The sequence below is a fragment of the Amazonocrinis nigriterrae CENA67 genome, assembly GCF_016056305.1.
GTDB classification, from domain to species: Bacteria; Cyanobacteriota; Cyanobacteriia; order Cyanobacteriales; family Nostocaceae; genus Amazonocrinis; species Amazonocrinis nigriterrae.
In genome coordinates this window covers 42,075-62,152 of record NZ_JAECZC010000062.1, presented here as the reverse complement: position 1 = coordinate 62,152, position 20,078 = coordinate 42,075, and the positions used below count along the sequence as shown (strand labels likewise).

The window sequence follows — 20,078 nt, the reverse complement described above, 5'->3', positions numbered from 1 at the left end:
TCGACTTGAAACTTTCGCGTTTCCAATTAAATTTAGGAGGCGGACAGGAGAAGCTGTGACTCAGGAATTCCACATTTCGGTAACTCCTGTAGGGCAAAATGACTACTTGGTGCGGACTGAACGAGTCGCGCCTGGAGTGCCATTGGCAGAAGAACTTGTGACTTGGCCTGTGGGTGAGTGGTTGGCGGCGGCTGGGTATCTGATGAATGACCCATTAAAGTCGGTATTGCAAGGTGATGTGTTACCTTTTGGCGGGCGCGAAAGTGACATAGCTAGGAACTCTGTCAACTTGGTGGCATTGGGTCAGCAGTTTTATAACGCACTGTTTCAAGGTACTCTCAGAGATAGTTGGATTACTGCCCAAGGTATTGCCCAAAACCACCAACAAGTACTGCGTCTGCGCTTGGGGTTAAAGGATACAAGGTTAGCACGTCTGCCTTGGGAAGTTATGCACGCAGGCGATCGCCCCGTCGCAACTGGCCCTTATATTGCTTTTTCTCGCTACCAAAGCGGTATTCTGGCGTCAGCATCTCGCTTTCCATCGAGAAACATACCAAAGTTAGCACAAGAAGATGGTGTAAAAGTCTTGATGGTACTTGCGTCTCCCCCAGATCAAGTACGGCTTGATCTTCTCAAACAAGAAGCTATTAGACTGCAAGCAGAATTAAGTAGGAGTATACCACGAACTGCCGAAAATGGCAATCATTTACCCGAAATTGAACTCACCCTGCTAGACCAGCCAGGGCGGGAAGAATTGACGCAAGCTTTAGAGCAAGGAAGATACCATGTTCTGCATTACTCCGGCCACAGTAGCTTAGGGCCGAACGGCGGAGAAATTTATCTAGTTAGTAGTAGAACTGGTTTAACAGAAACCCTCAGTGGTGATGACTTAGCAGGTTTGCTTGTTAACAATAACATTCAAATGGCAGTGTTTAACTCCTGCTGGGGAGCATACACCGCTACATCTGAGATTGTTGGGGAAACAGGTGAACGTAACCTCACAGAAAGTTTAGTCAAGCGCGGGATCAGAAGCGTCTTGGCTATGTCAGAACGTATTCCTGATGAAGTCGCGCTCACGCTGACACAATTGTTTTACCGCAACCTCAGTCAGGGATATCCTGTAGATTTGTGTGTCAGTCGGGTGCGTCAGGGATTAATTTCTGCTTATGGTTCTCACCAGACTTACTGGGCGTTACCGATTTTGTATCTCCAGCCAGAGTTTGATGGTTTTCTCTCCCCGGAAACTTCTTTTAACGCCAATGCGGAATCACTGAACGATTATAGACCGCCTTTCAAGTCAACTCCCCCAGCGATGTACTCTGGGATGGTGGATGATATTGAGGACATGCATTTACCAATCGACGACATGATCCCCTCTGGTTTGGTTCATGATTCTTCTGAGCTAGACTGGTTAGGTGAGGATACTTGGGGCGATCTCGTTGATGAAATTGAGTATGATGACCCAACCTATGCAGAAGATTCGGCTTTGGTTTCAGATTTATTTCGTCAGCTAGATCACCAAAAAGCAGGAAATGAGCAACCTGCTATAACTGAGGAAACTACACCACAAATTAGAGAAAATAATCTTCCACAAGCACAGGCTTCTGAAGAAATTGTTGGTTTTAATAGGCAATTAGGAACTAGAGGAGAAATTCCCGAAGCGATAACTGAAGCTAGCCGGGATTTTGCAGCACATAGGGATAATTCTTTGCTGACCTCATCACCAAAAGTTTCATTGAAATCTCGTGTTCGTCGTCAACTGCGACCGATTTTAGGCATTGTCGGAGTAAGTGCGATCGCAGCTGCTTTTGGTTTAGGTTGGTGGTGGCAAAATCGACAACCACAACTGCTTAATATACCAGTAGTTGCTCCCAAGTCTTCGTCTGCTGCGGGCGACCCTCAACTTGATTTAAAGACCGCTGCTACCGGAGTTGTGACTGCTACTGCTACGGAAAAATTAAGCCAAGGCGACTTACAAGCCGGACTGGCTGCTGTGGAAGAATTACTGAATCGTGGGGCATTTGCTGCTGCTGAAACTGCCCTAAATTTGATACCGTCAAAGCAAGCTGACGATGCAGCCGTCAACTTCCTCAAGGGGCGATTAGCGTGGCAGTTTGTCCAAATTGGTGACAAGAAATATAGTATTGATGATGCCCGCCGTTACTGGGAGAGTGCTGTCAAGGCTCAACCAGAATCGCTGGTGTATAATAATGCTTTAGGTTTTGCCTACTACGCTGAAAGCAATCTCAACCGAGCCAATGATGCTTGGTTTAAAGCTTTAAATTTAGCTCTCAAACAGCAAAATACAGCTTCTGCTGCACAAGTATCTTTGAAAGCAGCAGTACCTCCAGATGGTTTAACTTCTTATGCTGGTTTAGCTATTGGATTGTATAAAGCTGCACTGAATCAAAGTGGTAGTAAACAAACACAATATTTGAACGAAGCTATCAAGTTACGACAAACGGTAATTACAGGTGATCCAGTAAATTTTCAAGTAAATAAATTAAGTAACAATTGGTTATGGACAGAAAAGGCGATCGCAGACTGGCGATCGCTTCTTCAAGAAAAGAGTCAGTAGTCAGTTGTCAGTTGTCAGTTGTCATTTGTCAGTTGTGATTCGTTTGATACTGGAGAATTTGCAGAGCATTGGGAAGACTTCAGATATTACGAGGATGGCAATATTCTTACTTATGAAGAAGTTGAATCATTGTTAATAAAAACAAATATTTAAAAGAGGAGTTACTCCTTTAATTGATGAATTTAGATGTAATTATATAACGGTGCGTTAGGCTAAAGCCATAACACACCCTACTTCAAATTTACTTAATTACGAATTACGAATTACGAATTAGTATCGTATTTATTGAATACTCCTACTCTGCCTTTGGGAGCAAAAGAGAATACAGTAAATGGGTCTTTTTGATTTCCTATTTCCATTCCTGGTGTTCCTACAGGCATTTGAGGTACAGTTAAGCCTGCAACATTCGGCTTTTCTGCAAGCAGACGTTTAATATCGTCTGCTGGTACATGTCCTTCTATGACATATCCATTGACAATTGCTGTGTGACAAGAGGTCAAGTTATTGGGGATGTTGTACTTTTGTTTAACTTGTTCGATGTCAGTTGTGGGTATATTTTTAATTGCGAAACCTTGCTCTTTTAAGTGGTTCATCCACTTGCCACAACAGGTACATTCAGGACTGTTATATACAGTGGCATTTGGTACAACAGTTTGAGCATAACTGATAGGCGCATTGCTGGCAAAAATACTCAATATGCCTGCTGTTATACAAATAGTTATTATGACTCTGGCAGTCATATGCCGCCAGTTAATGAGATGTGAAAATAATTTGGCAAATTTAGACATAAATTATCATTAAATTACAAGTTTTACGGGCACACAGCTGTGTGCCCCTATTGTTGACTAATGACTGTTATCAGTAATAAATCAAAACCGGACTTTGTACAAGTCAAATAATTCTCCTGATTGACGTGTCACTACTTTAGCACCAGCAGCTTTTATTGTTTTTTCCCACTCAACTACAGGTTCTAAAAACACCTCAGCACCTAAATAGGTTTCTAGAACTGCCCAATCTTCTGCCAAAGGCTGTTGTGAATTGAGGATATCAAATACAAATTGTCCATTGGGTTTTAATACTCGTTTGACCTCATCCAATACACTACTCCAATATTCCAGGGGATAATAACAACTAAATCCTGTGGCGATCGCTAAATCAAACTGGTCTGATGAGTAGTTTAATTGATACGCTGGGCCTAACTCAACTCCTTTGAATAGCTTTGAGTTTAACTGCGAACCACGGGAATTTAAAGTCTCCTGTGCTACAGTGCTGATTTCTTGACCATAAAAATATGCTTGCCAATCTCGCCAAGGATAGATTAAAAAGCTGACACCGCAGCCTATATCTAAACAATGTTGATTCTTTTGAGGTTGAGCAATTTCCCAAAAAGGAGATACAATTCTCCCTGTCAATATACCAGAAATCCATTCTTGATATATTGGCATTTCCTTGACTTCTGGTGGTAGTTCAAAGGTTTTATTTTGATACTGCTGGTTAAAGCGATATGCTACTTGCGCTTCCCTTTTTTGCCATTTTTCTGAAAGTGTGTAAGGTGTGTTTGAGGCAAACAGACGACTTTGAAACGGCTTTTTAGACATGAGGTCTGTATAGTAGGGGACTGGGGACTAGGTACTGGGTAATGGGTGAAAAGTCTTTTTGTGTCTAAGTTTTATCATCTGTTGATGTTCTAACGACCTTGGCTGTTGCTATATATAGTGTAGACAAACTAGCACAAATAAATGAAAAGTCTTGAAGGAAAAGTAACATTAGTTACGGGTGCGACGCGGGGAATTGGTAGGGGAATTGCTATTGGTTTGGGTGAAGCAGGTGCAACTGTGTATATTACAGGACGCAGCCTCAACAAGTCTGATGCTAGCGATCGCATTTTTGGTACTCTTGGTGAAACACAATTAGCTGTTGAAGAAGCTGGTGGTGTATGCATTCCCGTACAGGTAGACCACAGTGACGATGAACAAGTGCGGTTGCTGTTTGAACGTATCCAAGATGAACAACAAGGACAACTTGATTTACTAGTGAATAATGCTTACGCAGGTGTGCAGGCTTTAGCAAATGCTAATGGACAACCTTTTTGGGATTGTAACCCCAGTCTTTGGGATGCTTGTAACAATGTTGGTTTGCGTAGCCATTATGTTGCGAGTGTTTTTGCTGCGAGGATGATGACCAAGCGTAAATCTGGACTGATTTGCACTATTTCCTCCTGGGGTGGGTTGTTTTATATCTTTGGTACTGCCTATGGTGCTGGGAAAGCAGGATGCGATCGCTTGGCTAGTGATATGGCTGTTGAACTCAAGCCGCATAATGTCGCTTCTGTTTCCCTTTGGCCGGGTATTGTGGGGACTGAACTGTTTTCTCAGTTTGCGTCTGAAATGCAACAACAAAATCAGACTGACCCAAAAAGCTTATTGATTAGCGATCGCTATAATTGGGAAACTCCTTTATTAACAGGACGAGTGATTGCTGCACTTGCTAATGAACCAAATGTAATCAGTCGTACAGGACGTGTGCATATTGTTGCGGAATTGGCTAAACAATATAATCTTGTAGATCAAGACGGTTCTCGCCCAGCATCGTTACGTTCTCTTCGTTTTGTGCTACCCGCAGCCTTACCCATACTCAGAAATTACTCTTGGCTTGTACCTGATATTAAAGTACCGTGGTCACTGCTACTACTAAGTGCCCTCGCTTCGCCTAAAGTTTGATAAAAAGGCTGGCAGTTGGAGTTGATGATCAGCCTAGATTGTATGCGATAGCATCAGTGTAGAAGCTTATCACTAATTGGATTAATTTACCATGAGTAATAAACGTATAGTTTTTAGCAACATAAAACCCATGAGTCACTACCAAAAAGTATTACTCACAGGGGTATTGTCTATTGCTATGACAGGTTGTGAAATATCTATTGCTCGACAAAACATACAACAACCTTCTTTAGAAGTTAAGACTGTTGCCGATGCGAGTACCGAAGACCAGCAAAAACAGGCGGTGCAAGTTATTCGCCATTATTATAATGCCATTAACCGTCGAGACTACAAAAGTGCTTATGAAGATTGGTCTGGTGATGGTGCTGCTAGCCAAGCTACTTTTGAGCAATTCAAGCAAGGCTTTAGAAATACACTTTCTTCTCAAGTTAAGATTGGAAAACCTGGAAGGCTTGATGGTGCAGCAGGCTCATTGTATATAGAAATTCCTGTTAGTATCACTGCCAAAAGTGTTAATGGAACCATCAAGCACTTTAAAGGTAGTTATGTCTTACGACGTGTGAATGATGTTCCTGGTTCAACCCCCAAGCAAAGGATGTGGCATATCTACTCGGCAAAGATTGTTAGGGTGAATTAATCTTTGATCCCAGGAATTTTAGTATAATACATCACATGCTTTTACCAAGCATCGTTTGGAAATATGCGATCGCTGTTGCATGTCAACAATAGGATGACAAAATTTGTTTTGCAATCAGTTGGAAATTTTTGTTGGTTGGGCCGATTTCATTGGTGGTTCAGCAACTTCTGCTTTGGCTTCGGCGATGATGTCTTGCCAAGTTTCACCTAATTCTGTCAAAGCTGCTTTATTTTTTTGATAAAAAAGGATTCCTCTTTTGACAGCGGCTTTAGCTATGGGTCTGCCAACACTACCGATAACTGGCAGGAACACAGGTATAAGAATTATTCCTAGAATCCCTGTAAATCCTAGTCCTTCAGCTAATTCTTCAAGGTCGGGTAACAGTTTAACTGACATGATATTTTCACCTTCCTTGTTTGACTTAATTACATTTTAATTTTCTCACTCTTTATACAGAAAAGCTTGATTTGCAAGCATTCAGCAATCTAATGTAATCTTTTGTGAGGTGGTATCTCAATAAGGTTCAAATAAGCAGGGGAGGCTGGGCTTTTTGCAGAGTAGAGCCGCCAGTGGGTTGCTGTTAGCGTTAGCGCAAGCCCTGAGTTTTTACCCTAAATTAGCTAGTGAATGCTTACATATTGCCTGTGCCGCTATTGAAAGGTTACTCACAATATAATCAGCAATTTCTAAACAAGATATTTGGGACTCAGACTGATTACCCTTATCTATCAAGATCGTTTTACAGCCTGCACTATGGCCAGCTTCCACGTCACAGAGACTATCACCAATAAACCAAGAATTTGATAAATCTATATTTTGCTGGGCAGCTGCACGTAAAATTAAGCCTGGTTTAGGTTTGCGGCACTCGCAAGCAATTGCATATTCAGACACTACACCATTTGGATGGTGGGGACAGTAGTAGAAACCATCTAGCAATATACCAGCTTCAGCTAATATTTCACGCGATCGCGCTTCCACCGCCACCAAGGCAGATTCTGGAAAATAACCTCGTGCTACTCCCGACTGGTTGGTAATTACAATTAATTTATATCCAGCTTTGCTAAGTAGCTGTAATCCCTCAATGGCACCCGTTGTTAACTGCATTAATTGCGGGTCAACATTGTTTGGTACATCCTCAATCAAAGTGCCATCTTTATCTATAAATACCGCTGGGATTTTAGATTGCGAATTGAAATTGTTAGTTGGATGCAAAATTTTTTGGTTTTCCAAAGGATATATCTCCTCATCTAAAATCTAATTCATGATTGTTGCTATTAGATTTTTGTATTCTTCGGTATTATCCCCTACTTTTTTTCAAAAATCAAATCTAATTTATCTGAAGATATGATAAGGGAGTAGAAACCAGTAAAATAGTCCATTGTGACCATTTTGATATAAAAAAATAAAGCTCAGGTCTTGTTAACAAGACCTATCAAATGATATTTTTAGCTAAACTCTATCAAAGTGAGTAAAAAATACACTGGCATCAGTGCAGTATCACTCTTTCAGCAATTATTTATCAAACCACAGGGGCACAAAGAGTTTTAAAGAGTTTTTATAATGATTGTTTATACAAACTTGATATCACAATCCAAAACTTAAAACCTAAAATTTAAAATCGTGTCTCATAGTTAAGTATCAATTGACTGTCATCACTTAAATTAGTTGAGCCTCGCACCAGAATTTCATCATTGAGGCGATAGAGGAGATTGTAATTGAAAGGCTCATTGTTAGAAAAAGCCCGCGATAATGAGACAGATAAATTGTTATTGATGTTAAATACACCTTCTGCTGATAAATTGAGAACTGAAGCTCTCGATGCTCGATTGGTATTAGGGGTAGGATATATGCGAAATTCGCTAAAACCTATTGCTTGTCCGATCGCTGTGATAGTACCTTGTAAACTACCTAAAACGGTGGTACTAGCAAAATTAGTCAAGCCTTGGGTTGCATCTCCTGTTTGAGCAAAATTATTGATAATGGAACCACCCAATAAAGCTACAATTTCTCCTCGACTACGGCGTGGTTCACTTGTCAATTCTAAGTTGTTGCTGAGTTCACTGGCTGGGCCTGTGGCCGTTGCATGGACGCGAACGGTACGCAATGTACCAAAGGTGTTTGCGGAAACATCGCTGATTTCCGCAGATAATGGTGATTCTAAAATGCGATCGCTTGTTCCTGATGTTTCAGGTACAATTGCCAAAAGTCTCACATCTAAGGTGGGGTCGAGTCCTTGGCTGGGGGTAAAGGTTGCTGTTTGTTCGTAGCCGCGCTCTAAGGTAAACTCTGTTGAGAATAAGCTAATTCTTCCTCCTGTCAAACTAATGACTCCTTCGGGGAGGGGGTCGGCTAAGGTACCGTTAATGGTTAAGTCGCCTTTGGCGTTAAAGCTGAGTATGGGTTGACTCAGTGCGGCTCCTCCTGGTATGAAGTCAAATAGCGGCTGACTGGTGACACGAACGTCATTGCCCAAAACTAACCGTAAATCTGTAAACTCTACTGGTAAGTTGGGTCTAGTTGTGGGGTTGGTGTTAGTCTGTGTTGTAGTTGTGGCGTTAATGCTATTCTCGGCTGTAGTTAAGTTGTTAATAGTGTTAGTTTGTGTTGTAGTTGCAGCGTTAATGCTATTCTCGGCTGTAGTTAAATTGTTATTGTTATCGTTTGGTGTAGTTGTTGTGTTTGAGGTAGAAGTGGCGGTTTTGCCAATAATTACTTGACCATTACTCAGTTCAATTTCTCCACCAATTTGAGGTCTGAGTGCTGTACCACGAATGACAGCATCGCCGCTGACACCACCTTCATACAACCCAGGAACTTGAAAATCTAATTGTTTTTCTATTGTTACTGTCAAGGGGTTGGATATAGTTTGCTCAGCAGTAAATATCGGCAAAATTCCGGAAGCTGCGACTAATCCTTGATTATAATTGCCTTGAATACCTTGTACATTTACCGTATTACCATTGAATAGCACTGTCCCTGTAACATTTGTTAAGGGTTCTGATAAAGCTTGAGCGCGGAGGGTAGCATTGTTAACGGTGGCATTGCCGTTGATAAAAGGCTTGTTTAATGTACCTTGGACGTTAACATTGACTTGTCCTTGACCATCTATCCAACTAACTTGATTGTTGGTAAATAAGTTTAACAGTGCCAAACCTTCATTTTTCACATTGGCGTTGACGTTAATTTGATTGCTTGGTTGTACCGCGACGAAAGGCAAGGGAACGGGTACGCTACCTGTAGCTGTGACTGGTTGTGTTCCTTGCAGAAGTAAGGTACTATCAAAATTTAAGCGGGCATCGTTATAGTTAAAGTTGACTTGCCCTGTTTGTACAGGTTGCTGGTTTAAAGTCGCATTGAAGAGTGAAAGTTGCCCACCTACTGTAGGATCTTGTAGGGTGCCTTGCAAATTAGCAACAGCATTGACTTCACCTGTGACATCTATAGGATATCTTTCTATAAAAGGCTGAAAAAGTGATAGCGGCAGACTTGCTACACGCAACTGTCCTGAAAGTTCGCTTCCTAATTGTCCTGAAAAGGCGACTTGTCCTTGGTTTATCCCGATACTCAAAGGCGAAAGTGTGACAACTCCATCTGCAAAATTGCCTTTAGCAATGACTTCATCAATGGAATAGTCACCCCATTTCCAGTTAGCACCTTGAACATTAAAGCCGACATTTAACCCAGTTCTCAAGGAACCATTGGCGGTAATTCCACCACTGATAGCACCGCTTAGTTCTGCAAGGGTAGGTAAAGGTGGTGCATTTCGCCTTTCTTGCTGCTGTTGTTTTGCGACTGATGTTTGTATTTTGGAGAAATATTCTAACTGTGTTTGTAAATCTGCGTTTGGTAAACTCACAGGTGTAGTGTTGAGTGCTTCTGCACCTGCTAAGGTGGGAGACTCGAAGCCACCAAGGTCTTTAAAGTCAAAGATTTTAAAAGCTTGTAAAACTCTTTCGATTCTAGTTTGGTCAAAATTCGCTTGTACTTGAAATTGCGGGTTGTTTCCTGCTTGCAAACTCCCACTAAGGGCAATGTTGCTGTCTCCTAACCGCAATAGACCATTATTTAAGCTAGCGACACCATTGGCATAATTGATGTTAGCTTGAAATGCATCGGCTGAGACTCTGCCAACACGAGGCGCTGCGATCGCTACGTCCCCAGCAATGGCATAATTATTCAAGTTGACAACTAAGTTACCAGATAATTGTCCTCCCAAAGGTTTCAATCTACTATCAGGTAGGAAACCGCCAATTAAAGCGATGGGAAACTGTTGGGCGTTGACAATTAAGTTATCTCCCTCGGTTCTACCTGTGGTAACTGCTTCACCGCGCTTGACTAAAAATGAGGTGGGGCGATAATTTGCACCAAGGTTAAGTGCTATCCTATCTTGCCTACCGGCAAGTTGGAGACTTCCCCCTTGTCCGCCTCGAAAATTCACGTTTCCAGTTAAAACAGGGTCAAAGGCTAAGTTACTAACATTGAAATTCCGCAGTTGGATATCACCTGAAGCTTGGGGAGTTTCTAAAGTACCTGTAACTCGCCCGTTAAAATCAAGAAACCCTGCTAGTGCTAAGTCACCAGGAACTTGCAAACCTGTATTATTCAGGTTGAAATTCTGGGCTACTATATTTAAGTTAAATCCGGCAATTCTAGGTGTACCATTGTCTGGTAGTTGAACTGCGATCGCGCCATTGGCACTTAATCCTGGTGTGGTTGCCCGTGGTATTATGATTTGGTTACCATTCCATTGAAATTGCGCTGTCAGTGGTTGTGCTAACGGCCCTAAACCTTGGGAAGCGCGAATTTGTCCAGCAGCGCGAATATCTGCAAGTTGAAAAGATGCTGTTGTGCCTGCCAATTCTACGTTACTATTTAGTCGTCCTCGTAGTTGTGGTGAAAAACGGTTGAGTTGAACTTGGGAAACATTGGCGACGGCTTGCCAGCGTCCAGCATTCAAGTTAGCATTGGTGACATTGACAGTACCTCCCGCCACACTCAAGTTGGCGCGTCCGCTAGCTTGAATATTTGCAGGTTGGAATGAAGCGGTAGTTCCCGACAAATTCAACGCCGCATTATTGACGACTCCCTGAAACTGCGGCGGAACTTGCTGAAAACGGCTTAATTGTAATTGTTGGGCGTTGACAGCAGCTTGCCAACGTCCATTATTCAAGTTAGCATTGGTGACATTGACAGTACCACCCGCCACAGTCAAGTTGGCGCGTCCGCTAGCTTGAATATTGTTAGGTTGGAATGAAGCGGTAGTTCCTGACAAATTCACCGCCGCATTACTTACCACTCCCTCAAACTGAGTTGGAATTTCTTTAAAACGGTTTAATTGTACTTGTTGAGCGTTGACAGCAGCTTGCCAGCGTTGGTCTACAATTCGACCAGTAGCCCTGATTGTACTGCCTGCCACATTGAAAACAGCATTTGGGAAAAGTATATTATTGCCTTGTTGAGTAATTGCAACTTGTCCGCTGGTGGGATAGGTGGCAGCAGGTGCTTGGATTTGTGCTACTGTTTGTATGTTGCCTAAAGTGCCAAAAATCCTGGCATTTGCTGAGACAGTGCCAAGTTTAATAGAGGATGAAGCGTTTGTTTTAGCGATCGCATCCCCTGGTAAATTTTCTGCTTTAACATTAAATAATACCTTACCTTGGGATGCTAGTTGAAGTTGACCGTTCCCGGTAATTTGTCCTCCTGCTGGCGGTTTCACCTGCACACTAGAAATGTTCAAAGCCAAAGGCTGTTTCCCAAGTGAACCAGAAATTAACGCCCTTGCAGAGACATTACCAACGTTGATAGGAGGAGTAACGCCGTAGCTACGTGCTAGTATATCTCCTGACACTCCATCAGCTGCAACGTTGAATTTTACCTGTCCGCCCAGTGTAGCTTGACCACTGCCTCTAATTTCACCACCCGCCGCTGGGACTAATTCAAGATTATTAACAGCAATTTGAGATGCAGTTTGAGATACACTCAAACGAAAGTCGGTATTAACAGCTTTAAATAAAACGCGGTCAACTTGAATAGGTTTTGTATTACTAGCGGTACCGCTGAGAATTGGCTGTTGCAGAGAACCTTGGACTTTAATATTTGCTTGCATTTCTCCAGCAGCTAAAACTGGCGATGTCACCTTGAAGGTGTCTAAAAGATTTTTCGCAGTAACTGATTTGATTTGCGCTGAAAGATTAAAACCTTTTTTAGTATCAACTGTTCCATTTGCCAACAATGGAACCTTGCCAAAGCTAGTACTTAAATTATCTAGAGTAATTGTCTGTCCCTGAAATACCAATCTGCCAGTAGAGTTAGCAAATTGTTGGGGAATATTTTGAATTTGGGCAGTTACTTTATTTGCTATAGCTGTCCCATTCAGAGCTATTTCTGTAGATTTATTAGATAGAATTTGAGCTTCTAAATCAGCATCAACTTGTCCAGATTGTAAGGCTATAGGTAACTGAATTAAACGGGTTATATCAGATGCTTTTAACTTGTCTGCTAAAACTTTAATATTAGTGTTTTGTGTTTTAAATTGTGTGTTTCCAGAGATTTTTACAGCACCGCCTCTAGTCAGTTGAGCATTGATTTGATAATCAGCCCCTTGATTATCAGGTAAAAAATGAGCAACACCACCAACTTGATCTAATACTACTGAACCTTTGGGTTTAGTTGGTGCTGGTGCAGGTAATAACTCTATATCTCCATCTTGAATTTCAAGGCTTTGTAACTCAGTTTGAATAGTACCTTTGCCTTCCCCAGACTTCACTTCGGCCCTAACCCAGCTACCATCTTTATCTTGTTGGATAAAGACATTAGGCTGAACTAAAGTTACATTTAATCCTAGTTTTCGAGTTAAAATAACTTGCAACAGCGAGAACTGCACATCCACAGCTTTTGCTGATACTTGGTCAGGATCTGTAGAAGTTGCTGGTATCGATAAAGAACTAAATCTTAAACTTGAAAGCGAAAAACGTTCAACTTTCCCAACTTTTATCGGACGACCAAGCAATTGTTCTAAATTTTGTTCAACTAACGGTGCTAATTCTGTATATATATAATTTCTAGCCCACAAAGCACCAACTGCAATTCCAGCGAGCAAAATGACAAATAGAACCAAGCTGGTACGTCCTAAAAGCACAAGCCAAAGACGACGGTTAGATGGTTCAATATCATTTCCTGAATTGGGAGAGCGCGTCATTATTTTTACCAGTACTGTGATTCAGAATCAGCTGAAGACAAGCTAGTTGTATCAGCAAACAAAAATCTATGGCTGCACAATATTTTTTAAAATTGAGAGATTATTGTTCACCTAATATTAGTTTTTGTCGTTTTTCAAAATTTAGTCTGGAATTTAGTAATTAATTTAAACCTGATGTTTAATTTATGTCTAATGCGAAGCTGTGAGGCTCGCATCCTTTGTAACAGGTAAATTACTGAGTTGAATATTTTTTCTCACAATAGATGTATTTCTAACAACTACCTTTTGTCAAAAAAAATTATATCTTGAGATAGATATACGTTCTATTGAAGCATAATATGGCATACAAAATGCAAGAGCCAGCTTTTGTGGTTGGCATTTTACATTTCATCATGTCCACCTGAGTTAAAAATTCTTTGTGTCTTCGTGTCTTTGTGGTAAAAATTGAACCACAAAGGCACGAAGATGCGATCGCTATACACCCAAATGTCTTAACCTTGATCACTGGGTAGATTATCAGGATCTATACCCAAGGAACGTAAATACTGTGCTAACTGTTCAGCGCGTGTTCGTTCTTGCTGTGCCTGTTCTTCTGGCATCAAATAGCGATCGCCTTGCTGATTATACCAAGCTAATAACTCTTGTTGAATGCCTGCAACTATACCCTGATATCGCCCAATGCCTAAACCCACTTCGCTCATCCAATAGGGTTCACCAATTTGTAATTGATAGCTACCATTTACCAACTTATACACTTCAAAAGGTTGATGTTGGTCGCGTCGCCAATATTCAGGATTATAAATCACATAGTACAATACTCCGAGCTTGGCGTATATTGCCATTTTCTCGTCGTATTCGCCCCCTGGTGTGTGGGATACCATTTCTAATGTGAGTATGGGAACTACATCATTTTCTTCCCAAACTGCATAACTTTTGCGAGACTTGCCACCTTTTTTGCGTTCTACTCCCACACTCAAAAATGCATCTGGTACTACAGGTACTCTGGGATTGACCCCTGTAGTATGATAGACTGCCATGTCTACGGCGAAAAACCAATCTATGCGATTTGCCCAAATGGAGTTGAGTAAAAATAGTAAAACATTGGGCAATAAATTTTGGTCTTCGTTATCCACTGGTGTATCGTCTGAACAAGGAAGTTCATCAGTGCTAGGTAACGCATTTTTGAGATCGGGTGATAGCATGACCTTTATCTCGGTGGCGTTGGAGTTCTTAAATTATATATTGGCAAATGATAAATGACAGATGACAAATAACTCTGTCTTCTCTGTGCTTCAGTGGTTTTTACTTCAATAGGCCTCTTGCAAAAGTCCTTCTTTGCGATCTTTTCTTTGCGCCTTTGCGACTTTGCGTGAGACAAAAAAAGATTTATACAAGAGGTCTAATTTAATACATAAAAACCCAGCTTTTTCTAAAAAAACTGGGTTTTTAACTGACGCACAGTCTGCTAGTTTTGCGTTAGCCCTAATGAAATCTGAATTGTCTCAACACTCTACAGCCAGTCTTTATAAGCTGAGATTTCATTCACAGCGATTTCAAACGGCCCACCTTTGCCAAATGGAGGATAAACTCTAATTTTGGCATTACTAGTAAACCGCTCTAATCGATTTCCTAATTGAGGAATATTGCTGACTATATGCCAGTAAGATACTATGTCAGGACAGTCAATTACTAGCATGAGAATATTACCATCACTGGTGAGATACCATTGACAATTAGACAATAGTACTTGTGTGATGCGATCGCAAGCCTGATAAAAGCATCTGCCAATAGACTGTTCTAGTTCCAGATGCAGCATTCCATCCTGTTTTGTCACCTCAACTGGTGGCAAATCATCGGGAGGAAGCAACGGTAGTTTGGACATAATTTCGTACCTCTTGGTTATAGCGCTGCAAACTTTCTAGGTTTTTTTGCAGAGTCAAAGCTGAGGGTTTGAGCGCTAGTGTCCCTAAATTTAATTCATCTTGGAATCTTTTGATTTTGTCTCGACAAGTGACTACATCACCAATGATTGAATTTTCAATCAAATAGTCTTCGTCGAAACAAATATTTGTACGGTCAAATGGCTTATGACCATTGGAACTTTTCTGCATAACTTCAGCGGAGTTAGCTTTCATTTTTTGGCTAAATTTACGAATGAAAGGTAACGCTTCGTTCACAGCCTCATCGTATGTTTTACCTACATAAAAAAAGCGTGCTAACACCAACTTTTCTGAACCACTAGAATTTAAGGCTCGATACTTCGCTAGAGTATTCTTTAACCTTTCTAAAGAAAACGGTGGCCCCCCCATCAAAGCAAAGGAATGTTTAGCAGCAAATTCGATGCCATCATCCCCACCAGTAGCTACATATACTGGAATCTGTCGCTGTAACGGTTTTGGGTAAATTGTCAGGCGATCGCATTGATAAAACTGCCCATTAAATGATACATCAGTTTCATATAAAAGCTTCTGAATCAATGCCATAGCCTCTAGCATCCTGGCACGAGATTCACCCATTGCTGTGGCAAAATGCTTATTCTGTTGGGGAAATGGCCCCCCTTTGGCAACCCCAAATAACAATCGTCCATTGCACAAATGATCCAAGGTGGCAATATCCTCCGCTACCCGAATTGGGTTATGGAAAGGTAATAACACCGCAGCTGTGCCTAATTGGATATCTGTAGTCAATCCTGCCAAGTGTGCCATCAACAATAACATGGATGGACTCAAATTGGATTCACTAAAATGATGCTCACTTACCCAAGCTTCCTCAAAGCCTAAGCTTTCCGCCTCTTTTACCAGTGCAACTTGCTCAAAAATGGCGCGGTGGTAATCTTGGTGATGATTGTCGTAATTGCAGAAAAGTCCGGTTTTCATGGTTAAGGAGTTAGAAGTTAGGAGTTAGGAGTTAAGAGTTAAGAGTTAGGAGTTAAGAATTCTCCCTCATCTTCCTCATCTCCCCCGCTCCGAAAGCTCCCCTGCTCCCCCGCTCCCCTGCTAAGTAACTACCCATTGCAACTCTAACCATAAGCGTGGATCGTTGTGCTTGAGCTTTGACATCGGATCGCGTAGCAAGCGTTTTGCGTTTATACAAACTACTTGAACTAGCCCCATATTATCTGCTAATTCTCTGAGTATTTCTTTTTGAGCTTGCACGTAGGGAAGCATTTCTTCAGAACAATAAATGCCTATATATTGCAAGCGTCTGGCAGGCCGTCCCCAAAAACAGGTGATGACTTTCACATAACACCCGTCTAACAATTCCCCAACTTGTGGGTAATAGTGACTGACGACTCTAGTGAATTCTTTAGCTAGGATATCTTCAGCAATCATTATCAACTGATATTTCTGTAGCGTTCATCACTATGTTAAATATAGCATATATTTGTCATTTAAACATGACATAACGCCAGAATTTTTATTAATTAAATATTAAGCATCAAAAAAATGAGGTATGCTTTGATTTAGCAGTACCTCATATAAATGATTTTTCTTTTAATTTATCATCATGATTATCAACTCTTGATGATAATCATGATGATAATTGCTATCCATACTGATTATTTTCAACAATACCAATAAAAAAGATTTGAATCCATGAATCATCTGTAGGGGCGCACAGCTGTGCGCCCCGACACAATTTGTTGTATTGTTTTTTTACTCGTATAACGAATCCTATAGAGACTTTTCAAAAGCAAGTCTCTAAATTTGATGAAATTCAAAATTTGAATTTTAATTAACATGCATTTAAATTGCACGTTTTAATCTGGTATTTTCAATTTTGAATTTGAATTGTTATTATCGAGACTTCCGCTCGGCAACCAAGACTTCAGCTATCATTTCTGGCACGTCTTGGAAGTCTACATACCCTTGTGAACCACTGATGGGTGAAAAAAATGTATAGTTGGGGTCACACATTGCTGTGTCGTAGACTTGAATAAACCAGCGATCGGGAAAACCTTCTACGCCGAGTTCTACAATGTACCAACTTTCACCAATCAGACGAGAGTTAAAGATTGTGAACCACTCTCTTTTATCGTCTGAAATGTTCCAGTCTGCCATAAGAAATTCTAACGCTATTTGTCCAGCGTCGGTTGCAGTCAGCAGCATTTTTACTCCTTATTTGCAACTTCAGGATTTGAAACTTCAGGGTTTACATCTTCAGAATTTGGAACTTCAGGATACAATCCCAATTGCTTAGCTAATTCACGAGCCACAAAGAATAAAAACTGGGCACCATCTTGATTGCCTTGATGTGCAAATGCAGTTGCTACTTGCAGCATGGTCTCTACAAAACCAGCATCAATCAATTCTGGTTGAGCTTCTAAAACTTCTGGTTCTTGACCATTAGGACATTTGAGTAACTGGTCAATTAGCTCGAAATACAGGAGGTGGCGTTCTTCTGTCATGGTTAATTTGTTGTTTTTGAATTAGCGAAGTTTTAGTTGCCTATTGCTCGATACTTTGCTGCCACAATCTTTCTAACATTTCAATTTGTTCTTTTAAAACAGCAGCACGATAAACAAGATACCTATCGTAAACAATGATTCCTAAACCAATAAAAATTGGGGTTAGTAAGATAAACCATTGAAGGATAGCAGCAAGTTTATATTGTTCGGTAGCAGTCAGCACTTGGTTCACGGCATTGCAGTCAGAAAATTGTCTACTACCCCGATATTGAGCCAAAAAATTTGTATTAGTTGTCTGGGTAGATAAAGCAGTTTTGTCTGAATTATTATTATTCAATTCACAGGCTAAATTCTGTGTCTTAACTAACTCTATGTGTCGTCCCCAAACCACACTAAATACTACTAGCCCTGGAGAAAGCACCACTAATGTAACTAGGCAAACTGTGAGAACATGTAGAAGTTTAGCTTTCATCTTTGCTCTCCCTTGCTAGGTAGTATTCACCCAGAAAAGAGTTTTAGGTGTTAGTTGTTAGTTGTTAGTTGTCAGTTGTCAGTTGTTAGTTGTCTTTCTAATTGTCACTGTTCACTGACTAATGACCACTGACCACTGACCAAATTTTCCACAAATGCTATAATTATCAATTCAGAATTAACGCACTCAAACCCTGAAAACTTTTTCACCCTGTTAGCAACACAAAAAAGGAGGGTTAAGAAGTCCCCCCTTGTTCACCTGGCAAAAACCAAGGAATTTCGGGGGGTAGAGGGGAATCTCTGCGTAAATCCTATATGTTTTATATCAGCTGCCCTTCTTCATCTGAGTTTAGCTTAGCTGGATCAAAATTATTAAAATTATTAAAGTTGTACTCAAAGCCTAGAACTCTTAGCTGACAATGCTCTCAAAAATCATTTAGGGTATGGGTGCTAGTATTTTTCAGCCAAGGTACTAGTATTTATGGAGAGGGGTTCTAGTATTTCTGCACTCAACATCAAAGCCATACAGACTGGTAGTTAAGGACTGTTTTAGCTTGAGATTATTGACTATTCAACCTTGTACTCAAGCAAACATATGATTACATGGCGATGAGTATACACTAACAATATAGAAAAAACCATTAAGAGTTTTTCTAAAAGTAAATTTTTCTATAATAAATAGAAGAAACGTAAAAACAAGGTTAAAAATTTTGCACACTAATAATGTTGATTTCTAAGATCCTTAGTGAGTAACTAGTAGCTTCAAAAACCGAGTTTTACCAAAACAGGCGAAATTCAGCGATTGAAAATTATCAAATGCCATTATGGTAAATAAAAGACATTCTAGGACAAGAATTAATGGGAAAATTTGACTAAATTGCCTCCTAAAGTTAGCAAATTCATGCTTTAGTGAGAAGATATAGTTTAGGTATTCACTCACACTCAACTGCAAGTTAAATACATACAAGTTGATTGTTATAGGTAAATAATCTGGCTGAAATCTAGATCCTAGGAGTTAATAATGCGGATTGCTCAAGATGTAACAGAACTTATTGGAAAAACTCCTTTAGTTCAGCTGAATAAGATTCCCAAAGCTGAGGGAGTAGGAGCGAGAATAGTTGTCAAGTTAGAAGGGATGAACCCAGCGGCTTCAGTCAAAGACCGTATTGGCTTAAGTATGGTACTTTCGGCAGAAGCAGAAGGTTTGATAGAACCAGGAAAAACAACTTTAGTCGAGCCAACTTCAGGAAATACTGGTATTGCTCTAGCGATGGTAGCAGCTGCGCGTGGCTATAAGTTGATTTTGACAATGCCGGAGACAATGAGCCAAGAAAGACGAGCTATGCTCAAAGCATATGGTGCAACGCTACAATTGACACCTGGTACTGAAGGAATGCGGGGGGCAATTCGCAAAGCTGAAGAAATTGTGGCTAGTACCCCCAATGCTTTGATGTTGCAACAGTTCCGTAACCCAGCCAATCCTAAAATTCACCGCGAAACCACCGCCGAGGAAATTTGGGCAGATACGGATGGACAAGTAGATATTGTGATTGCTGGTGTAGGTACTGGTGGTACAATTACGGGTGTTGCCGAAGTCCTGAAAAGTCGTAAACAAAGTATTCAGGCGATCGCAGTGGAACCCAGCAACAGTCCAGTACTCTCTGGCGGTGAAGCTGGGCCCCATAAAATTCAAGGTATTGGCGCGGGATTTGTCCCTGATGTTTTGCGCCTAGAATTAGTTGACGAAGTAATTAGAGTCAGCGACGAACAGGCGATGATATATGGGCGACGCTTAGCAAAAGAAGAAGGCTTATTATCTGGGATATCCTCCGGTGCTGCTTTGTGTGCTGCACTTCAAGTGGGTAAACGTCCAGAAAATGCCGGTAAGTTAATTGTGATGATTCAGCCTTCCTTCGGCGAACGTTATCTCAGCACACCCATGTTCCAGGATTTGACGCTAGAAACTGCTGGTGCGCGGTGATCTTGGAAGATGGGGGGAAGGCTTCGCCTGGGAAAAGGGGGAAAGGGTAAAGGGAAAAGGAAAAATCCAAACCTTTCCCCTTTAC

At 41.0% G+C, this 20,078-nt stretch carries 15 protein-coding genes and 1 pseudogene; 4 read left to right on the top strand and 12 right to left on the bottom strand.

Features of this window, described 5'->3' with window-relative positions:
* Window positions 1-55: 55 nt before the first annotated feature.
* The gene (gene hetF, locus I8748_RS25210; RefSeq protein ID WP_198127266.1) at window positions 56-2,578 is read left to right on the top strand and encodes a cell division protein HetF; all 2,523 of its coding nucleotides are present in this window, start codon (window positions 56-58) and stop codon (window positions 2,576-2,578) included.
* 263 nt (window positions 2,579-2,841) lie between these two features.
* Here the strand turns inward: hetF and I8748_RS25205 are convergent, their stop codons facing one another.
* Window positions 2,842-3,366: a DUF411 domain-containing protein gene (locus I8748_RS25205; RefSeq protein WP_198127265.1), complete on the bottom strand. Its 525-nt coding sequence runs from the start codon at window positions 3,364-3,366 to the stop codon at window positions 2,842-2,844.
* An 81-nt stretch (window positions 3,367-3,447) separates the two neighbouring features.
* Complete coding sequence (locus I8748_RS25200) at window positions 3,448-4,176, bottom strand: class I SAM-dependent methyltransferase (protein ID WP_198127264.1); 729 nt, start codon at window positions 4,174-4,176, stop codon at window positions 3,448-3,450.
* A gap of 141 nt (window positions 4,177-4,317) precedes the next feature.
* On the opposite strand from I8748_RS25200, the gene I8748_RS25195 reads away from it, so the two are divergent.
* Window positions 4,318-5,298, top strand: coding sequence for an SDR family NAD(P)-dependent oxidoreductase (locus I8748_RS25195; protein ID WP_198127263.1), 981 nt, complete (start codon window positions 4,318-4,320; stop codon window positions 5,296-5,298).
* A gap of 91 nt (window positions 5,299-5,389) precedes the next feature.
* Window positions 5,390-5,935 carry a hypothetical protein gene (locus I8748_RS25190; RefSeq protein ID WP_198127262.1) on the top strand — a complete coding sequence of 182 codons (546 nt, stop codon included), beginning with the start codon at window positions 5,390-5,392 and terminating at the stop codon, window positions 5,933-5,935.
* A gap of 114 nt (window positions 5,936-6,049) precedes the next feature.
* On the opposite strand, the gene I8748_RS25185 is transcribed toward I8748_RS25190, so the two are convergent.
* From I8748_RS25185 to I8748_RS25140, 10 genes and pseudogenes are all read right to left on the bottom strand, one after another.
* Window positions 6,050-6,331 (bottom strand): DUF5132 domain-containing protein, encoded by a 282-nt coding sequence (locus I8748_RS25185; protein WP_198127261.1) that lies wholly within the window; start codon window positions 6,329-6,331, stop codon window positions 6,050-6,052.
* Between the two features lie 210 nt (window positions 6,332-6,541).
* A complete protein-coding gene (locus tag I8748_RS25180; RefSeq protein WP_225896544.1) occupies window positions 6,542-7,165 on the bottom strand; it encodes a D-glycero-alpha-D-manno-heptose-1,7-bisphosphate 7-phosphatase in 624 nt (207 codons plus the stop codon).
* Between the two features lie 382 nt (window positions 7,166-7,547).
* Entirely contained in the window at window positions 7,548-13,133 is a 5,586-nt protein-coding gene (locus I8748_RS25175) for a translocation/assembly module TamB domain-containing protein (protein WP_198127260.1), read from the bottom strand.
* A gap of 491 nt (window positions 13,134-13,624) precedes the next feature.
* Window positions 13,625-14,335: a Uma2 family endonuclease gene (locus tag I8748_RS25170; RefSeq protein WP_198127259.1), complete on the bottom strand. Its 711-nt coding sequence runs from the start codon at window positions 14,333-14,335 to the stop codon at window positions 13,625-13,627.
* 308 nt (window positions 14,336-14,643) lie between these two features.
* On the bottom strand, window positions 14,644-15,015 hold the full coding sequence (locus I8748_RS25165) for a hypothetical protein (RefSeq protein ID WP_198127258.1): 372 nt from the start codon (window positions 15,013-15,015) through the stop codon (window positions 14,644-14,646).
* A complete protein-coding gene (locus I8748_RS25160) occupies window positions 14,984-16,009 on the bottom strand; it encodes an LLM class flavin-dependent oxidoreductase (RefSeq protein WP_198127257.1) in 1,026 nt (341 codons plus the stop codon). The genes I8748_RS25165 and I8748_RS25160 overlap by 32 nt, the downstream gene beginning before the upstream one ends.
* Window positions 16,010-16,129: 120 nt before the next feature.
* Window positions 16,130-16,493 (bottom strand): annotated as a pseudogene (locus I8748_RS25155) (hypothetical protein).
* A 437-nt stretch (window positions 16,494-16,930) separates the two neighbouring features.
* Entirely contained in the window at window positions 16,931-17,242 is a 312-nt protein-coding gene (locus I8748_RS25150) for a hypothetical protein (protein ID WP_198127255.1), read from the bottom strand.
* Window positions 17,243-17,244: 2 nt separating this feature from the next.
* Window positions 17,245-17,541, bottom strand: coding sequence for a hypothetical protein (locus tag I8748_RS25145; RefSeq protein ID WP_198127254.1), 297 nt, complete (start codon window positions 17,539-17,541; stop codon window positions 17,245-17,247).
* 40 nt (window positions 17,542-17,581) lie between these two features.
* A complete protein-coding gene (locus tag I8748_RS25140; RefSeq protein WP_198127253.1) occupies window positions 17,582-18,013 on the bottom strand; it encodes a hypothetical protein in 432 nt (143 codons plus the stop codon).
* 1,020 nt (window positions 18,014-19,033) lie between these two features.
* Between I8748_RS25140 and cysK the strand changes: the two genes are divergently transcribed.
* A complete protein-coding gene (gene cysK, locus I8748_RS25135; RefSeq protein WP_198127252.1) occupies window positions 19,034-19,993 on the top strand; it encodes a cysteine synthase A in 960 nt (319 codons plus the stop codon).
* Window positions 19,994-20,078 lie beyond the last annotated feature (85 nt).

Excerpts from the sequence above, each read along its gene's own strand:
- I8748_RS25205 (WP_198127265.1), bottom strand. The coding sequence starts at position 3,366 with ATGTCTAAATTTGCCAAATTATTTTCACATCTCATTAACTGGCGGCAT.
- I8748_RS25200 (WP_198127264.1), bottom strand. The coding sequence starts at position 4,176 with ATGTCTAAAAAGCCGTTTCAAAGTCGTCTGTTTGCCTCAAACACACCT.
- I8748_RS25195 (WP_198127263.1), top strand. The coding sequence starts at position 4,318 with ATGAAAAGTCTTGAAGGAAAAGTAACATTAGTTACGGGTGCGACGCGG.
- I8748_RS25190 (WP_198127262.1), top strand. The coding sequence starts at position 5,390 with ATGAGTAATAAACGTATAGTTTTTAGCAACATAAAACCCATGAGTCAC.
- I8748_RS25185 (WP_198127261.1), bottom strand. The coding sequence starts at position 6,331 with ATGTCAGTTAAACTGTTACCCGACCTTGAAGAATTAGCTGAAGGACTA.
- I8748_RS25175 (WP_198127260.1), bottom strand. The coding sequence starts at position 13,133 with ATGACGCGCTCTCCCAATTCAGGAAATGATATTGAACCATCTAACCGT.
- I8748_RS25170 (WP_198127259.1), bottom strand. The coding sequence starts at position 14,335 with ATGCTATCACCCGATCTCAAAAATGCGTTACCTAGCACTGATGAACTT.
- I8748_RS25165 (WP_198127258.1), bottom strand. The coding sequence starts at position 15,015 with ATGTCCAAACTACCGTTGCTTCCTCCCGATGATTTGCCACCAGTTGAG.
- I8748_RS25160 (WP_198127257.1), bottom strand. The coding sequence starts at position 16,009 with ATGAAAACCGGACTTTTCTGCAATTACGACAATCATCACCAAGATTAC.
- I8748_RS25150 (WP_198127255.1), bottom strand. The coding sequence starts at position 17,242 with ATGCTGCTGACTGCAACCGACGCTGGACAAATAGCGTTAGAATTTCTT.
- I8748_RS25145 (WP_198127254.1), bottom strand. The coding sequence starts at position 17,541 with ATGACAGAAGAACGCCACCTCCTGTATTTCGAGCTAATTGACCAGTTA.
- I8748_RS25140 (WP_198127253.1), bottom strand. The coding sequence starts at position 18,013 with ATGAAAGCTAAACTTCTACATGTTCTCACAGTTTGCCTAGTTACATTA.
- cysK (WP_198127252.1), top strand. The coding sequence starts at position 19,034 with ATGCGGATTGCTCAAGATGTAACAGAACTTATTGGAAAAACTCCTTTA.